The organism is Wolbachia endosymbiont (group A) of Ischnus inquisitorius (assembly GCF_964026985.1).
In the GTDB taxonomy this organism is placed as follows: domain Bacteria; phylum Pseudomonadota; class Alphaproteobacteria; order Rickettsiales; family Anaplasmataceae; genus Wolbachia; species Wolbachia pipientis.
Genome location: NZ_OZ034715.1, coordinates 1 through 17,688, shown reverse-complemented (window position 1 = coordinate 17,688; position 17,688 = coordinate 1). Strand labels below are relative to the sequence as shown.

General features: G+C 34.1%; 12 protein-coding genes, 1 tRNA gene and 5 pseudogenes. 4 read left to right on the top strand and 14 right to left on the bottom strand.

All coding sequences use genetic code 11. The features are described 5' to 3' along the window. Positions 1–68: 68 nt before the first annotated feature. Positions 69–141: transfer RNA gene (locus AAGD90_RS00090), tRNA-Thr, on the top strand. 53 nt (positions 142–194) lie between these two features. On the opposite strand, the gene AAGD90_RS00085 is transcribed toward AAGD90_RS00090, so the two are convergent. The 3 genes from AAGD90_RS00085 to AAGD90_RS00075 form a co-directional block, all read right to left on the bottom strand. Next, positions 195–1,721 carry an acyl-CoA carboxylase subunit beta gene (locus AAGD90_RS00085; RefSeq protein WP_341821926.1) on the bottom strand — a complete coding sequence of 509 codons (1,527 nt, stop codon included), beginning with the start codon at positions 1,719–1,721 and terminating at the stop codon, positions 195–197. Between the two features lie 107 nt (positions 1,722–1,828). Beyond that, entirely contained in the window at positions 1,829–2,131 is a 303-nt protein-coding gene (locus AAGD90_RS00080; RefSeq protein WP_231115838.1) for a hypothetical protein, read from the bottom strand. Positions 2,132–2,155: 24 nt separating this feature from the next. Continuing rightward, positions 2,156–2,512: a hypothetical protein gene (locus AAGD90_RS00075; protein WP_223823154.1), complete on the bottom strand. Its 357-nt coding sequence runs from the start codon at positions 2,510–2,512 to the stop codon at positions 2,156–2,158. A gap of 321 nt (positions 2,513–2,833) precedes the next feature. Between AAGD90_RS00075 and AAGD90_RS00070 the strand changes: the two are divergent. Continuing rightward, positions 2,834–3,795, top strand: a pseudogene (locus tag AAGD90_RS00070) (transposase); the annotation flags it as partial. Positions 3,796–4,407: 612 nt separating this feature from the next. On the opposite strand, the gene AAGD90_RS00065 reads toward AAGD90_RS00070, so the two are convergent. The 6 genes from AAGD90_RS00065 to AAGD90_RS00040 all read right to left on the bottom strand — a co-directional run bounded on the left by AAGD90_RS00065 (position 4,408) and on the right by AAGD90_RS00040 (position 10,030). Continuing rightward, a complete protein-coding gene (locus AAGD90_RS00065) occupies positions 4,408–5,658 on the bottom strand; it encodes a citrate synthase (protein ID WP_341821925.1) in 1,251 nt (416 codons plus the stop codon). A gap of 80 nt (positions 5,659–5,738) precedes the next feature. Next, entirely contained in the window at positions 5,739–6,008 is a 270-nt protein-coding gene (gene rpsT, locus AAGD90_RS00060) for a 30S ribosomal protein S20 (RefSeq protein ID WP_012673338.1), read from the bottom strand. Positions 6,009–6,059: 51 nt separating this feature from the next. After that, complete coding sequence (locus AAGD90_RS00055; RefSeq protein ID WP_010081980.1) at positions 6,060–6,647, bottom strand: lysophospholipid acyltransferase family protein; 588 nt, start codon at positions 6,645–6,647, stop codon at positions 6,060–6,062. A gap of 193 nt (positions 6,648–6,840) precedes the next feature. Then, positions 6,841–7,827 carry a site-specific tyrosine recombinase gene (locus AAGD90_RS00050; RefSeq protein WP_341821924.1) on the bottom strand — a complete coding sequence of 329 codons (987 nt, stop codon included), beginning with the start codon at positions 7,825–7,827 and terminating at the stop codon, positions 6,841–6,843. 373 nt (positions 7,828–8,200) lie between these two features. Continuing rightward, the gene (locus tag AAGD90_RS00045) at positions 8,201–8,836 is read right to left on the bottom strand and encodes a DnaA ATPase domain-containing protein (RefSeq protein ID WP_213863258.1); all 636 of its coding nucleotides are present in this window, start codon (positions 8,834–8,836) and stop codon (positions 8,201–8,203) included. A gap of 129 nt (positions 8,837–8,965) precedes the next feature. Continuing rightward, positions 8,966–10,030, bottom strand: a complete 1,065-nt coding sequence (locus tag AAGD90_RS00040; protein WP_341821923.1) for an AI-2E family transporter — start codon at positions 10,028–10,030, stop codon at positions 8,966–8,968. A gap of 263 nt (positions 10,031–10,293) precedes the next feature. Between AAGD90_RS00040 and ispD the strand changes: the two genes are divergently transcribed. After that, positions 10,294–11,487 (top strand): 2-C-methyl-D-erythritol 4-phosphate cytidylyltransferase, encoded by a 1,194-nt coding sequence (ispD, locus tag AAGD90_RS00035; protein WP_341821922.1) that lies wholly within the window; start codon positions 10,294–10,296, stop codon positions 11,485–11,487. Positions 11,488–12,371: 884 nt separating this feature from the next. On the opposite strand, the pseudogene AAGD90_RS00030 reads toward ispD, so the two are convergent. The 3 genes and pseudogenes from AAGD90_RS00030 to AAGD90_RS00020 all read right to left on the bottom strand — a co-directional run bounded on the left by AAGD90_RS00030 (position 12,372) and on the right by AAGD90_RS00020 (position 15,073). After that, positions 12,372–13,204, bottom strand: a pseudogene (locus AAGD90_RS00030) (IS5 family transposase). 86 nt (positions 13,205–13,290) lie between these two features. Next, positions 13,291–14,123: pseudogene (locus AAGD90_RS00025) on the bottom strand (IS5 family transposase). 90 nt (positions 14,124–14,213) lie between these two features. Continuing rightward, a protein-coding gene (locus AAGD90_RS00020; protein WP_156518142.1) for an IS630 family transposase occupies positions 14,214–15,073 on the bottom strand; the annotation gives its coding sequence in 2 pieces (ribosomal slippage) (positions 14,214–14,749 and positions 14,749–15,073; 861 coding nt in all). A 64-nt stretch (positions 15,074–15,137) separates the two neighbouring features. Between AAGD90_RS00020 and AAGD90_RS00015 the strand changes: the two are divergent. Next, a pseudogene (locus AAGD90_RS00015) lies at positions 15,138–15,365 on the top strand (hypothetical protein); the annotation flags it as partial. Between the two features lie 45 nt (positions 15,366–15,410). On the opposite strand, the gene AAGD90_RS00010 reads toward AAGD90_RS00015, so the two are convergent. Both AAGD90_RS00010 and hemE read right to left on the bottom strand, forming a co-directional pair. Then, positions 15,411–16,604, bottom strand: coding sequence for a pyridoxal phosphate-dependent aminotransferase (locus tag AAGD90_RS00010; protein WP_010082012.1), 1,194 nt, complete (start codon positions 16,602–16,604; stop codon positions 15,411–15,413). Positions 16,605–16,695: 91 nt separating this feature from the next. Continuing rightward, positions 16,696–17,646: pseudogene (gene hemE / locus AAGD90_RS00005) on the bottom strand (uroporphyrinogen decarboxylase); the annotation flags it as partial. Positions 17,647–17,688: the final 42 nt, after the last annotated feature.

Below are 17,688 nucleotides of genomic sequence, written 5' to 3'. Positions count from 1 at the left end.
ATCTTTTTTTCTCCTCTTCTTTTTCCTTATTCTTTTTTGTGTTATTCATTATCATAATATATAAACTTGCCGTTGTAGCTCAGGTGGTAGAGTACGTCATTGGTAATGACGAGGTCCCAAGTTCGAGTCTTGGTAACGGCACACTGATTATACTTATAATATTGCATAACTTGTAAGCAAGGCTTAGAAGAAAGTTACAGAGGTAAGTTGTCATGCTTTTTCCATATCCTTTCTACCTTCTTGTTTTTGAGTAGCTCTAATGCTTTACAAAAGTGATACCTTGTTTTACTTGGCACTATAATGTCATCAATGTATCCATATGATGCAGCAAAAAATGGGTTAGCAAATTTTTCTTTATATTCTTTAATTAACGTTTGCTGATCTTTTTCGTGTCGAAATATAATCTCAACTGCACTTTCAGGGCCCATCACAGCTATTTCAGCAGTTGGCCAGGCATAATTTATATCACCTTTTAGATGTTTCGAATTCATAACAATGTATGCACCACCATACGCTTTTCTAGTGATAAGGCTAATTTTCGGCAAGGTCGCTTCAGCGTAAGCGTAAAGCAGTTTCGCTCCGTGTTGTATTATATTATTGTATTCTTGATTTGTACCCGGCAAAAATCCTGGAACATCAATAAGTGTGATGATCGGAATGTTAAATGCGTCACAAAACCTTACAAACCTCGCAGCTTTTCTTGAAGAATCAATATCCAAACATCCTGCAAGGTGCATAGGTTGATTTGCAACAATACCGACAGTATTTCCTCCAATTCTACCAAAACCAGTTATGATATTACGAGCAAAATCAGGTTTCAGTTCAAAGAAATTCCTTTCATCACAAACTTTTTCAATGAGTTCATACATATCATAAGGAGTATTAGGATTGGTAGGAATTAGAGTGTTTAAGGATTCATCAATGTCGTCAACATCATTACAGATTGGTGCAGATTTTGGTGATTCTTGATTATTTGCTGGTAAGAAAGTAAAGAATTCACGCATTTTTAGCAGCATTTCAACATCATTATTGAATGCAAAATCCGCTACTCCTGTTTTGCTTGTATGAATTTTTGCTCCACCGAGGTCTTCGAAACTTACATCTTCGTAGGTAACCTTTTTTACTACATCTGGCCCGGTTATAAACATATATGAACTGTTTTTCACCATGAAAGTAAAGTCAGTTAATGCTGGGGAATAAACTGCACCTCCTGCACATGGGCCCATAATTAAAGAAATTTGTGGTATAACACCCGATGCACTTACGTTTCTTTGAAAAATTTCTCCATAACCAGCAAGAGAATTTACTCCTTCCTGAATTCTGGCTCCACCAGAATCATTTAGTCCGATAATTGGAACTCTGGCATTAATTGCCATATCCATAATTTTGCATATTTTTTTTGCATGTGACGCACCAAGTGAACCACCAAAGACAGTAAAATCCTGAGAATAAACAAAAACTTTTCTGCCATAAATAGTACCATGACCAATCACTACCCCATCACCTAAAAAATTAGCATTTTGCATGCCAAAATCATTTGCATGATGTTTTACGAATTTATCGTATTCTGCAAAAGAACTTTCATCGAGCAATATACTGAGCCTTTCTCTAGCAGTTAATTTCCCTTTTTCATGTTGTTTGGTAATCCTGTCAGAACCGCCTCCTTTTTCAGCTTCTAGTGCTTTGGTTTTTAGATTTTCTAGTATTTTAAAGTCTTGCATACAATAAAGTAGTTTTCAAATTAGTTGTAGACTTTATTAAGTTTACAAACCCTACTAACTATACACATACACTATTGCTATATGCAACAATGTATGTATGATAATTGTTAATGCTCTGGTGATTCATGGTCACTACTTTGAAAATGTTGCGATGTGTCAACACTTTTCATATTAGAAAGAGGTGGACTAACTGCACTGCTTTTCGTTTGTGCAAAACTTTTAGCAGCTTCAACAACCTTGCTTATACGAGGTTCTTTTTCTAGCTCTTTTAGGTACTTTGAGAAGATTTCACAACTTTTGTCATCCATATGTACCATTATTTTACCAAAACTTTCAGCTTTTTCAGAAGATAAAATCATTTCGATCTTTTCATCGCCTACCCTAAAGGTCATTTTTACTTTGCCTTGCATATCATGATATTGCCAGCTTTTTATTCAGATTAGATTATCTCCTTCTCCTATTCGCAATGCACCATATTCTAAGTCCTTAAATTCCGGGGAGTTCATAAATTTTGCAGGAGTGATCACACTTTTTTCTGGACACTGTACATAATAAAATTTATTATCTCTTTCTACTACAATTCCTTTTTTTTTGTCATTTTCAATACTATCACTTACAATTTGTTTTAGACGTGACAAATATTCGCCGCGTTCTTTCAGTATATCTTCTGGCAATAATCTCCGAACTTCTTGGCTCACATCAGTGCCTGTTGAAACTAGATTAAACATTTCTAACATAAGAGGCCGTAGTTTTTCTTTTCCAGTCTCAGTAACATTTTTATCTTGCTCCATGAGGTGGTATAAGATCAGTATCGAATAATCTATTATTGATGACTTTTTTCTCCTTGGAATACATCAACACTAAACATGACCTTGTGCTTTTTTGCATCGTCTATAGATTTTTGAAGTCTCTTTGCTATGTTTTCGATAGCTTCATCATTAGGTAAGTGTTCAGGCAATGGCATCAACTTAAGGAAAAATATCAGCGATAGTGTATAAAATTTCTCTCCAAATTTTTTATCATTAAATTATCCAAAGAGTGCAAGGGACAGCACTTTTGTTTCTGTTTTATTTCAACAAAGAAGTCTAAAATGTGTCCTTTTTAGGTGAAATATGCAAAAAGGAAAAAACCTTATTCTACAAATTAAAAATATAATATACTCGAAAACTTTTCAGAAAATCCATTGTGTTGAGTTTTACACGAACAAGAAAACTTCCTTTTTCGACAGTATTTTCTATGATTTTAAAGTTAGTTAAAAAAAGTTTGGGAATAGAATGTGAACTTATGGAGCCATTGACATGTACCCTCAAAGCAAGCTTTTTCTAAAGCAAGATATAAGATTTGCCATACAGGCTTTCAAGAATTTAAGCATCCAAACAGCCTATCAGGATGAACCTGAGTTGGAGAGGCTATAGACTTATTGCAGCAGATGGTTCTGGTATGAGATTACCCAGCTCTGGGGAAATTGTATCCGAGTTTGAACCAAATGGAACAACAGGCACCATTGGCAATTTGTTTGTTGATTTGTGTACTTCATTGATTTGCAGTGCTCGTCTTGCAGCTTGGAATATAGGTGAACAAACGTTGGCGGCAGAGCAATTACCCGAAGTTATCACTCAAATGCGTTTATTAAATCAAGAGAAATTATTATTTATCTATGATCGTCTTCAGTAAAATTCATTCAGCAGCATTATAATTTGGAAGTAGATTTTATTTTTCGCTTGCAAAAAAGAAATTATAGTAAGCTATGGGAACGCTGGCGAATTAGATTTTGATTTTATATTAGAAAATGAAAAGCTAAAAAATAAAATGAAAGGACAGAAAGTAAGAGTTATAGTGCTGACATTAGCCAACTGAGAAACAGAGTTTTTGACCGAGACTTTGGAGCAAAGCTTATGTGTTAAGGTGGCACATAGAGGAGTGCTATAAACGACTCAAAGTAGGAGCAGAGTTAGAGAATTTTTCTGGAGAGGCTGTATTACAAGAATTTTGGGCAAACTTGGTCATGTGCAATATATTATCGCTTCATATGTGTGATGCACAAGGGCCTTGGAACCCAGATCAAATTACTGATACCAATTCCCACTGCACAATAAACGGATAGATAACAATGGAAAAAAAGCCATACTATTGCCTTTCTTTCTCACTCCACAATTAAATAACTCTACAATATCGCTTATTTGATTCACTAATAATGAGAATTGGTATGAGTATCGTTTAAATTTTTCAGTTTTATTTGGTGTAATGAGGCAGAAACTCTATCAGGTATAGCTCTTTTTACAATAATCCGAACAGACCGTAATATGCTACTGGCCTGCTATAGCCATAAACACATATCTTATCGCATTCGGACTATTATAAGAAAGGCTATACTTATTGCGCCAAAAAACTTTCAAGCCCTTTTTAAGTATACGCGCTAAAGTTAAAATCCGACCGGGACAGCCGCAATAAAGTAGATAAGCCTAAACGCCATCATGTCTTTAGGAGAGTTTGCTAATGAAAGTTCTTAAGTTGACGCCATTGGCTGAACGGATACGGAATGACACCATCCTTTCTTCTGGATTCCAGACTGGAATGACACCTCTGGACACTTCCGTCGTAAAGGAACCAGTGTCAGCTACTCGGATGACACCTTTTTTCTACTTAGTTTGGGTTATGCAAGAAGTCTAATGAAGTGAAAATAAATTTATTTACCAAAATAGAGTTGCCTTGGTCTACAGATCTTAGTTTCTTTATCATTTATCATTTCATACCACTGAGTAACCCAACCAGTGGTTCTTGCAAGTGCAAAAATAGGCGTGAACATATTTGAGGGGATATCAATAGCATTCATTATTATACCTGAGTAAAAATCAACATTTGGATATAACTTACGCACGATAAAATATTCATCCTTTAAAGCTATTTCTTCAAGTTTTTTTGCAATTTTAAGCAGTTCATTATTTTGTTCTAGTTTACTTAGAACCTCATGGCAAGCGCCTTCCAATATACGCGCGCGCGGATCATAATTTTCATAAACACGATGTCCAAATCCCATCAATTTAAATGGATCTTTATCATCTTTAGCTTTTTCGATGAATTTATCTATATCTCCACTTTGCTCTATCTCTTTTAGCATATTTATAACTGCCTCATTAGCTCCACCATGTGCTGGTCCCCAAAGTGTAGCAACTCCTGCAGAGAGGCTTGCAAACAGATTAGAACCAGCCGATCCCACCAATCTGACAGCCGCCGTAGAAGCATTCTGTTCATGATCAGCATGGAGAGTAAATATTTTATCCAGAGCTTTTGCAAAAAGGGCGCTTTTATCATTATCAACAGCATCGCCAAATATCATCTTTAAGAAATTTTCACTGTAACTTAATTCATTGTTAGCATTTATGAATTCCTGATTGTTGATATGCCTATAAATCATTGCAATAATTGTGGAAACTTGCGCTATTGCAGAAATTCCAAAATCTAGGTCTTCACCATTGACATTGTTGCCATGCTTTTCATGATAAGATGCTGACAAACTTGCAAAACATGCAACTAAGATTGACATAGGGTGAGCAGTTTTTGGAAATGCTTTAATTACATTTGTAACTTGCTCTGATACTTTGGATGATTCTTGTATTTTGAGAAGAAATTTTTTGTGTTGCTCTGAACTGGGTAATTCACCATAGAGCAATAAATAAATCACAGCAGTAAAATTATTATTCTCTGCCAAATCAGCTATATTATGTCCCCTATATTTAAGAACTCCTTCATCTCCATCAATGAATGTAATTGTAGAAGAGCATGAAGCTGTAGAAACAAACCCTGGATCGTAAGTGAATAATCCTGTCATCTTATATAAATCCTTGATATTTAACACATCAGGACCTGTTGTTCCGCTTAATACAGGTAGCTCGATTTTTAATCCATTACTTAGTTCTAATAGCACTTTTTTATCCATCACTTAAGCTACTTAAATTTTATACAGAATATACAAACTGAGGAGTATATATTAATACAGTTAACTTTACATTAACCGTATTAAGCGGTCATCAATGCTTTTACTTTTGCATTTAAGCGACTTATTTTACGCGCAGCAGTATTCCTATGAATAACACCTTTATTCACACACTTGTGTAAATTAGATTCAGCATTCCGAAATGCCAGAACAACATTTTCTTTGTCGCCAGACTTGATTATATCAACCAATTTTCTAATAGAGGTGCGAGTTTTACTTTTCCGCATCTTATTTATTAAAGTGCGCTTTGCTATTACCTTTATCATTTTTTTAGCACTCTTATGATTTGCCATATATTAATACCTAAAATACTGTACTTTTCTTTTAATTATAAAGTTTTTTTGTTAATTTGCAATATCAGTTTTTCCTATGGTTAATCTACTGCTTCTCTCTTCAATAATTTTTTCTAAACTTTGCAAGAATTCATTTTTGTTTAACCCAGGATATATTGGGGGCAATATTTCTATTACTGCCTTTCCGGGATTCTTTCTCAGAGAAAGTATGCTTTTTGGCCAAAACAAACCAGTATTTAAAGCAACCGGTAACACAGGAACAGATAATACGCTATATAAAGCAGCAATACCTGGTTGATATTTTATATTTTGGTTTATAGTTGTTCTTGTACCTTCAGGAAATATTATTATGCTTCTATTTTCTTTTATACGCATTTTTGCTAGTTTGATTATATGGCGTATAGAACTGATACCATCTGAACGGTTAATAAAAATCATTTTCAGCGCTATAAGATGCAAACCAATGAATGGAATCCATTTCAATTCACGTTTTAAAATAAAAACCGCTTTTCTAAATAGTAGTATAAAAATAAATGTTTCAAATGGAGATTGGTGTTTAGATGCAATGATAAAAGGTTGCTTAGGGATGTTTTCCATTCCCCTCACTTCATATTTAATGCCACATAATAAACGCAGCATGAATAATACAACTCTCACCGAACAGACGAGGAAAATGGTTATTACACACTCAGAAAAGAAAATTACAGGGAGAGTAATGAAAGTATAGAATACCTCCCATAATATAAGAAAGAAATTAAACAATAAACTTGAAATCACAAACTCACATAAATTTATTTAAATTTAACTTTATTACAAATTAAAAACAATAAATTTAATTATTGATCATCTGAGTAATAGGATGCGAATCAGCTAATTTGTCCTTTAACTTTTCGTTAGCAATATGAGTATATATTTGTGTTGTAGAAAGGTTAGTATGGCCAAGAACTTTCTGTATCAACACAATATTTGCTCCGCTATTTAGTAGATGGGTAGCAAAAGAATGCCTAATCACGTGTGGAAAGATCTTATTTTCATCAATATTGCATTTTCTTGCCAACTCCTTCATTAATTGACCGACCCTCTGCCTTGTAATTGGTTTATTAGGTTTATCACCTGGGAATAGCCAATCGGATTCCTTTTCTTTAGAGATCAGATTATCACGAACTGATAAATAATTTCTAAGGCTCTGCAATGCTTGTTCATTAAAAAGAATTTGCCTCTCTCTACCACTTTTTCCTTTTATTATTATATAGCATTCTTTGTTATTACTGTTTATTAAATGTGACACTTCACATAATTTCATACTAATTAGTTCAGAAACACGCATTCCAGAAGAGTAAAGGATATCTAAAATCGCACATAGCCTTTTACTGCTTATCTCTTTATTCGATTCGCTTGCTGATTTTCTCACTGTGTCCATTAGCAAAAATATTTCTTCGACACTTAAATACTTAGGCAAAGGACGAGAAACTTTTGGATTCTTTAATTCAGCATCATTAGCCGGCGCTGGATTAAAATCTATTATTCCGTCATTAAATAGACACTTGTAAAAATTTTTCATAGCGGATATTTTTCTTGATGTAGAGCTACTTTTATATTTTTTTTGTGTACATAAAGATTTCACATAATCTTTAATATTGGTTTTGTTTACACCAACCAAGGTAGTGCCGCTTTCCAATAAAAATTCTTCAAACTGGTGTAAATCCGAACGATAACTTTCCAGAGTATTTTGTGCAGCGGACCTCTCTGAAGCTAAAGCATCTATGTAATATGTTATGTAAAGATTTTCTTTTTTATTTTGCGACTGTTTATTTTTCATTATCAGTTCCTATATTTATTTCTTTGGCTATAATGTGATTAGAAGTGTTCCCTGTGTTTCTTATGAGAAAATATGAGACAAATAAAGCATTTATCAATAGAGTGAACATCACAAACTTTTGCTTTAACCTTTTTCTTAAATTTAATCTTACTCTTATCATAGTTAAATTATAACGTTAAATCTATAAAAAACACCTTATAAAGTGAGCTCTACTATAAATATAGAATACTTCTTAGCTGTATCTATCTATATTTATTATAACATAACATTTATTATAATTCTAACATAGACAGGTGGAGATTTCAATTACGTGAGTGTTATGGGTGTTAATAAATTTTTAATATACACAATGAGTATTTTACAAAAGAAGAAATCAAATGGCATCTTTTTTTAATAAAGTGCTAATAAAAGGAACGGTCACATTTGACCCTATAGATTCATTATCTATCTTTTCTATAATTTTATCAATGCTATAGAAAGAACGTTCTATTCTTGCTAAAATATAATTAATCACTTTTAAATCAATTTTTAACTGTTTATCTGAAAATCGTTTTATTAGCATAATTCTTAATAATTCCTCGCTTGCAGGCAAAATTTTTACGCTGATAGTTGATAATATTCGAGAACTTAAATCTCTTAATTTGAAGTTAAGCTTTTTTGGTGAAATTGAAGAAGTGATTAGCAGCCTCTTGTCGTTTTCTTTCATGTAATTGTAACAATGTAATAACATTGCTTCATCTTTAATGTTTTGTACGTCTTCTAAAATAAAAGCATCGCTATACCTAATCTCGCTTACGAAGTTATTCACATTGATAAAGATTGCATCGTTTATTGATTGCCAAATATGAGCAAGATGAGTTTTACCGGAGCTTTTAGGTCCAAAAAGAATCAGACATTTCCAAGATAAATCATTAACTACCGAATTATATACGTGCTTATTTTCATCTAAGATGATGTAATTTTGCCGACTATAATCAGCTCGATTATTGTCAAATAAATTTAATTGCACGTTAAGCCTCTTACGTAACCTCTTTCTGGTAGTAATTTTTGCGCAAAAATTTACTTACGCTCCTCAAATGTGTCAGGTATTCTGGGCTCATTTCTCCTCTTACCATAAATTGATTATGCAAAAGGTCTGTTAGCCGTTTTTATAAAGCTCACTTTTAAAATATTTATTGATTGCATATTCTACTGATACATTGAACATTGCTATTATTGGAATAAAAAGTAATATACCTGTAAATCCAAAATATGAAGCGCATATAGTAATTCCCAGAATAATTACAGTTGGATGTATATGAACTTTTTTTCCTATTAATAAAGGAACTAATATGTTTGAATCTATTAATTGTCCAACACCAAATAATAGCAAAACGGCAGCACTTTCAAACCATCCACTAAATTGAGTGATAGCGCTCAAAAACCCAATAATGGTATATAATAATGGCCCTACGTAAGGTATGAACGTTAACATTCCTGATAAAATTCCAATAACAATAGAGTGTTCCAATCCGATTATGCTCAGGCTCACAGAGTAAAAGACCATCATGACAATACATACATTTACCTGCCCCTTTAGATAATTAGATATAATGAAATCCACTTTGGAAAAATAATCTGCAATTTTTCCTCTGTAAGGAATAGGGATTAATTTATTAGCTTTTTCTATAATTAAAGGCCAATCACGTAATATATAGAAAAACACTACAGGAGTAATCACCATTAATGATACCGTGTTAAAGCTTGAACTTAACACTTGGATTATAAAGTTACTAGCAATATCAAGAGCATTCATGAAATAAGATACATAGTTGCTGTAATTTTCTGCTAGATTTTTAGATAAATGATCAAATAAGCTATCCTCGATTTTCATATTAAGAAATTCTAATACAGAGGGGATTACTTTAAACTTTAATGAAGGCACTTTACTCACTAAGAAATTTAATATTGAAGTAATTTGAACATATATAATAGGTAAAACAAATGTTATGACTAGTATAAAAGCTATTAATAAAATAAGTATTATAAAAATTACAGAACATGAACGTGGTATTCTATACTTTTCAAACTTGACTACTAGCGGATTAAACAAATATGCAATAATAATAGATATTAAACATGGAAAAATCATAGGACGCATCAGGAATAACATCCCTATTATAAAAAGCAGTATGAAACAAATAGTTATATGACGTTTTTGCATGTGTTTAGCATAGCTAATTTACTGAAAAATATGCAATTTATTTTTCCTATGTTGAAAGTATTTTACGATTTGTAATACTATCATTTTTTACTAAAATTTAGTTGTTTAATCCGCAGGCAAAGATAGATTTTGAGCTCTCTAAATATCTCTTTTGCTATTATAATTATGCTAGTTAATAGGGGAAGTAACTTTTATATGATGTCAGAAATTTTATTTTTCGGAAAGAATCTTGGATAGAGAGAAAAGCTTCTACAAAAAGAAATATGTGCGCTAAGAAATACAAAATAGCAGCATTAATAGTTGCAGCGGGAGTAGGCAGTAGATGCAATTCTACGATTCCTAAGCAATATATAAAACTGGCAGGTAAATCTGTTTTATTTCATACAATTAAAAGATTTCTGGCTAACCAATATATAGATTACATAAGAATAGCAATTAATAGAGACCATGAAAGTTTCTATGAGAAAGCTATATCACTAATTACAGACACTAAATTACTAAGCCCTGTATACGGAGGAGAAAACAGGCAAAGTTCAGTTAAACTAGGGCTTGAAAGCTTACAAAAAATTAACCCAGATTTTGTAGTTATACACGATGCTTGTAGGCCTTTTGTGTCAGATGTTCTGATAGATAACTTGGTTGAATCTATGATTAATGATCAATATACAGGAGTAGTTCCAGCAATAGAAGTTGAAGACACTATGTCATTGGTGAGTAATAGTTTTATTGAATCTACGATTTCAAGAGGAAAGCTCAGAGCCATACAAACCCCTCAAATTTTTAATTTCAAAGAATTATTATCATGCCATCAATCAGTCAAAGAATTTACTGACGATTCATCACTAATGGTAGAGCACAAAAAACATGTTGCGATTATTAAAGGTGAGAAAAGCAATTTTAAGTTAACCACAAAAGAGGATATCAATATGGCAAAGCTTCTTTTTGAAGAGCCAAAATTTCGTGTCGGAGCCGGTTATGATATACATAAGTTCATTAAAGTTCAAAATGGTGCTGAAAGCTTTATAAAAATTTGCGGTGTGAAAATTGAACACAACATGGCAATAGAAGCGCACTCTGATGGTGATGTTGCAATACATGCAATCGTTGATGCAATACTCGGAGCACTGGGATGTGGCGACATAGGAGAGCACTTTCCTCCTAGTTCCTCTGAATGGAAAGATTGCAATTCATCTCACTTTCTTGACTTTGCTGCTAAAAAAGCAAAAGAAAAAGGGTACAGCGTGTCTAATTTAGATATTACTATAGTTTGTGAAGAGCCTCAAATATCGCCTTACAAAGTAGAAATGAAGAAATTCATATCAAAAGCATTAGAAATTGATGATGAATTTGTAAATATCAAAGCAACCACTGCAGAGAAATTAGGTTATATTGGAAGAAATGAAGGAATAGCAGTGCATGCTTCTGTGTTATTGCATACAAACTTTTATTGGAAATAGAAACGAAAAAACTTACTTGACATCCTTCGCCAGCCCCCTTATCATGAAACTGAAGCTATTTATTTATCTTCTCTGTACAGATTAAGTGACAAAAAAACTCACGTATCTGGCGTCCCATGTTTAATTTTTTGCACTATGTGCACCTTATGTCTTTATAAAATTTCTAGGTTTTTACCTAATATAAGCTGAAATGCGCTTATAAAGCATTTAAAACATCAAAAAACGCCGATTTAAAAAATGGATAGTGAATAACTAGCTACCCTAGGGTTTCTTTTGCCTTTTTTTCTGTTTAGTAAATTTCTTAATGTTTATAATTTAGATTAGTTGCGGCTTAAAAGCAACTAAATCGCGGTTATTAAGCGTTTAGAATAAAAAAACGCCATACTTGAAAGTATAATGTAAGTAATTAGCCAACCACGGGGCTTCTTTTGCCTTTTTTTTCGTTTGGTAAACTTCTTAAACATTTATGGCTAAACGACAACCGTCATCCCGCTACGTGTTAGCGGGATCTAGAGATACCGCGGCGGCATGACGTAGGACTGCTGTCATTCAAGTAGCTGACGCTGGTTTCCATCCAAGAGGGTATCATCCCAGTGCCCAGACACTGGGATCCAGAAAAGTTTGCTTGTAAGCAAGCAAACTAGCATAGAAAGTTGTAAGTTAAAAATGTGATATAAAAGAGATAAGAGGGAAAGATAACCCTACTCACTATAGGAATAGGGCTATCACGGGCGTGTGCGACCGAATGAAAGTTGGTATTACAACCGTAGCCATCAAGGTAAACTAGCCCCATCTCTCGATACGTTTGAATAGTTGCATGGGACATATGTATGCACCCGTTTACAATCTTAAATTAATTAGAGGTTGTCGGGAAACTAGTAAATTCAAGCATATTCCCTCTTTAACATAACCCTACTCATAGCTAGGTATATGAAATTCTCAGTGGATGTTGTGAGTAAATCATACTCCTTCGATAGCCTTCTATTCCTATTAACCCAAGCAAAAGTCCTTTCTACAACCCATCTTCTTGGCTGTACTTTAAACCCTTGTTCTCTTGTTGGTAGTAGCTCAGGTGGCGTATCTTTGTGCACCCAAAATCTACATGGAGGCCTTTTAACAATTTCAATATCTATGTCATATTCTTCCTTTATGTGATTCTTTAAATTTCTTCCTTGGTATCCCATGTCAGCCCACATTTTTTTAACTTTAGTATATTTTGTTCTCATATTGTTTAATGCTATTTTAATACCATCTCTATCATTTTCGTTAGCAGCGCCTACGTAACAACCTAGTATAAAACCCTGAGTGTCTGTAATTATATGCCTTTTTCTACCCTTTACTTTTTTACTTCCATCATAGCCTTTGATCCCCCCTTTTCTGTAGTCTTTACAGATTGACTATCTACTATACAGGCACTCGGCTGCTCATTCCTTCCTATTTTTCTTCTACTATATTTTGTAATTTCATAATTCATTTTCTCAAAAATTCCCTGCTTCTTCCATTGCCTGAACTGCTCATACACAGTCTTCCATAGCGGAAAATCATTTGGTAAATACCGCCATTGACACCCTGTACGCAATACATAGAAAATTGCTTCTAATATTTCTTTTTTGCTATACTTTTGCGGCCTTCCTCCTTTCTTGTATGATACTCTGAAGTGTTTTTCTATTCTTGCCCATTCCCTTTCGCTTAGATCTGTTGGATACTTTTTTCTCATCTTTACCACGTACTAAAATTTCAGATATTATAGCCTTTTACTTGTTTCCGGACAACCTCTTAGAGGTTGTCCGGAAACTAGTAAATTCAAGCATATTCCCTCTTTAACATAACCCTACTCATAGCTAGGTATATGAAATTCTCAGTGGATGTTGTGAGTAAATCATACTCCTTCGATAGCCTTCTATTCCTATTAACCCAAGCAAAAGTCCTTTCTACAACCCATCTTCTTGGCTGTACTTTAAACCCTTGTTCTCTTGTTGGTAGTAGCTCAGGTGGCGTATCTTTGTGCACCCAAAATCTACATGGAGGCCTTTTAACAATTTCAATATCTATGTCATATTCTTCCTTTATGTGATTCTTTAAATTTCTTCCTTGGTATCCCATGTCAGCCCACATTTTTTTAACTTTAGTATATTTTGTTCTCATATTGTTTAATGCTATTTTAATACCATCTCTATCATTTTCGTTAGCAGCGCCTACGTAACAACCTAGTATAAAACCCTGAGTGTCTGTAATTATATGCCTTTTTCTACCCTTTACTTTTTTACTTCCATCATAGCCTTTGATCCCCCCTTTTCTGTAGTCTTTACAGATTGACTATCTACTATACAGGCACTCGGCTGCTCATTCCTTCCTATTTTTCTTCTACTATATTTTGTAATTTCATAATTCATTTTCTCAAAAATTCCCTGCTTCTTCCATTGCCTGAACTGCTCATACACAGTCTTCCATAGCGGAAAATCATTTGGTAAATACCGCCATTGACACCCTGTACGCAATACATAGAAAATTGCTTCTAATATTTCTTTTTTGCTATACTTTTGCGGCCTTCCTCCTTTCTTGTATGATACTCTGAAGTGTTTTTCTATTCTTGCCCATTCCCTTTCGCTTAGATCTGTTGGATACTTTTTTCTCATCTTTACCCCGTACTAAAATTTCAGATATTATAGCCTTTTACTTGTTTCCGGACAACCTCTTATAGCATTTCTCATAATAGTCCGAATAGGTCATAGGAAGGCAGAATCAACAGCACGACGAAAGGATTCGAATAGAGGAATGTTTTTCCTGGCTCTGTTTTTTATAGCAAACCAATGATGCTCAATTTTGTTAAAATCTGGAGAATAAGGCGGCAGATACAAAATTTCTGCACCGACTCCTTTAGCGAGCTTGATAAGCTTATCAGACTTATGAAAAGTAGCATTATCAAGAATGACAGTTTGTCCAGGTTCTAAGATCGGTGCCAAAAATTGCTCAAACCATCCATTAAAAATATCCATATTACAGTGGCCTTCAAATGTTAATGGAGCAACTATCTTTCTTCTACTTAAGGCTGCAACCATGCTGATTCGTTGAGTTTTTTTTCCAGATTTTAGGGCATAAAATCGCTGTCCTTTCTGGCAATACCCATATGGATAGTCCTCCGTGTTATCAATCCCAGACTCATCTATATACACTAAGTTTTCTGGTTCTTTTGTTGCTATAATTTTTAAGAATTCAGCACGTTTTTCTTCGTTCCTTTCCTTGTATCCATATGTCTTTTTTTGCGCGTAAATCCAATTTTTCTGAGAGCTCGGTGGATCGTTTGGATACTAACGTTGCCCCAAAGTTTAGCCATTTCCGACAGAGTTTTTCTACCGTGTTTTTTAGCAAATTCGATAAACTTATTCCAGTCGATAATTTTCTGATTGTAACCTCCATTACCGAGTTTTTTTGACTGAAAGTCGCCTGTTTCTTTTTTTCTTTGCTGCCACTCCCACAAAGTAGTTCGTCCAATTTTAAATCTTGCTGCCACTGCTTCTCTGCTTTCCCCTTCGTCTAGTGCTTCCATTGCTTTTTTTCTTAAATCATAACTATATGCTGCCGGCATCCAACCTCCTTATCGCCATCTATCCTTAATCTTATCATATCCGGACTTCTGTGGAAAGAGCTATACTTATCCGAAAAGAAAAGAAATTGTTGCAGAATTTTACAATGAACATCACATTAACGAAAGTGATTTAAAGACTCTGGAAAAGGGGAAAGATTTAGTAAATAAAATAAATAACATTAACTTACTGCAACAAAATGAAAAAAATGAGGAATTCAATATTAGAAAGACACTTGCTCAATCAATAAAAATGCCTTCCATAGAAAAACACAAGTTAGAACATTCAAAATAACCTTGGCGAAGTATGGCAAAATATACAACTTATGGATAGTCTATTTCATTTTAACTCCTGGCACGCTTTAGTAATACTATCACATCCAATTTCTAATTGTTCCTGAGAGGTTGCATAAGAAATTCTGATAAAATTTTCTAGACCAAATGCAATTCCTGGAACCACAGCAACCAAATGATCTCCCAGTAAGTATTCAGTAAAATCTAAATCATTATTTATTATCTTACCACTTTTTGTGCTTTTACTGAGCAATCCTTCACATGAGACAAATAAATAAAACGCACCTTGTGGAACAGACGCTGATAATCCCGGGGCAGAATTTAGCTCTTTCACCATAAAATCTCTACGACTCTTAAAAATCCTTGTTCTTTCTTTCAAAAAACTATGATCACCGTTTAATGCTGCTGCTGCTGCTGCTTGTGCTATCGAATTTGGATTAGAAGTGCTTTGAGACTGCAGCGTAGAGATAGCTTTTACCACATCACTTCTACCTGCAATATACCCTATTCTCCAGCCTGTCATTGCATAGGCTTTTGATACTCCATTGACTACAAAAACTCTATCATAAAGCTTCGGCTCAACCTGAGCGATAGTAAAAAACTTTTCGTCGTATATTATATGCTCATAAATATCATCTGTAACGACATTCATATGTGGATATTCAAGCAATATTTGTGCTATGTCTTTCAATTCATCACATGTGTACACAGCTCCTGCAGGGTTGTTCGGTGAGTTAAGAATTAACCATTTAGTTTTTTTAGTTATCCTGCTTTTCAATAATTCCGCTGTCAGTTTAAAATTTTGTTTGCATTCTACTACAACTGGCAAGCCGCCAAAAAGACTTACCATATCAACATATGAAACCCAATAAGGAGCTGGAATAATAACTTCATCTCCAGAGTTAATTGTTGCCATGAACAAATTGAATAACACCTGCTTAGCACCTGTACCAACACAGATTTGGTTAAGCGTGTACTCGAGGTTATTATCCTTTCTTAACTTATTAATTATTGCTTCTTTCAGCTCACGCGTTCCATCAACAGCAGTATATTTAGTCTTACCTTCACTTATTGCTTGAATAGCTGCTTTTTTTATATGATCTGGAGTATCAAAATCCGGTTCTCCTGCAGCTAAAACACAGATCTTTTTTCCTTCATTTTTCAACTTATTTGCCTTATCAGTTACAGCAATCGTAGGTGATGGTTTTATTAGGGACATTCTTTTTGCAAGGTCTGACATATCTTACTGAAGCTAAATTCAAATGATAAACCCCGTACAACAAAAAAGCTAGAATTTTGTGTATTGTATTAGTAGCTTTTTACCAGGTTTACCAATGCAGCAATATTTTCAACTGGAGTATCAGGGAGTACTCCATGTCCGAGATTAAATATGAAGGGTAAATCTCTAAAGCAATCTATTATACGTTTTGCTTCTTTGATTGCTTCCGTTTTATTATAGGCTAAAAGATTAGGATCAAGGTTTCCTTGTAGAGGGATGTTTAGATTCGCTTTCGCCCATTTTATTGGAACATTATAATCTATACTTACTGCAGATACACCTGTTTGTTCGCAGTAATCTTTATAAAGATTTCCAGCAGACCTTGGAAAACCTATTATTGGAAAATCAGAAAATCTATCCTTTATTGCCAAGATAATTCTCTTTGTTGGTTCGATAACATATTCTTTAAACAATGGTTCCGATAACGCACCAGCATTACTGTCAAATAGCTGAATAACATCTGCTCCAAATTCTATCTGTTTAATTAGATAAATAATCGTTACTTCCGTTATTCGTTCAATTATTTCCTTCAAACACGAAGGATAAAAATTTAATACTTTGGAAAAAGTTTTGCTGCTCCCACCTTCTATGATGTATGAGGCTACTGTCCATGGTCCACCAGCAAATCCTATGAGAGATTTTTCTTTTGGTAATTGGCTTCTGACTTTTTTTATAGCGTTTAGAATTGGTAAGGTTTTAGTTTCAATTTCTTGTGGACCCTTCAATTCCTTAGGACTTTCCACGGGTTTTATTATTGGACCTACACCGCGTACGAAATTCACGTCACAACCCAAAACATCAGCTATTATTAAAATGTCTGAAAAAATTATCGCCGCATCCATGTCAAATCTTGTCACCGGCTGTAACGTCAATTCTGTCACTAAATCTGTGTTGTAGCATATCTCCATAAAATTATTCATATTTTCTACTGCTTTGCGGTACTCAGGAAGAGACCTGCCAGCCTGACGCATTAGCCAGATAGGCACTCTTCCACCCGGCTCATTTCTCTTAATAATTTTCGCTATTGTTGTTTTGCCGCTTTCCA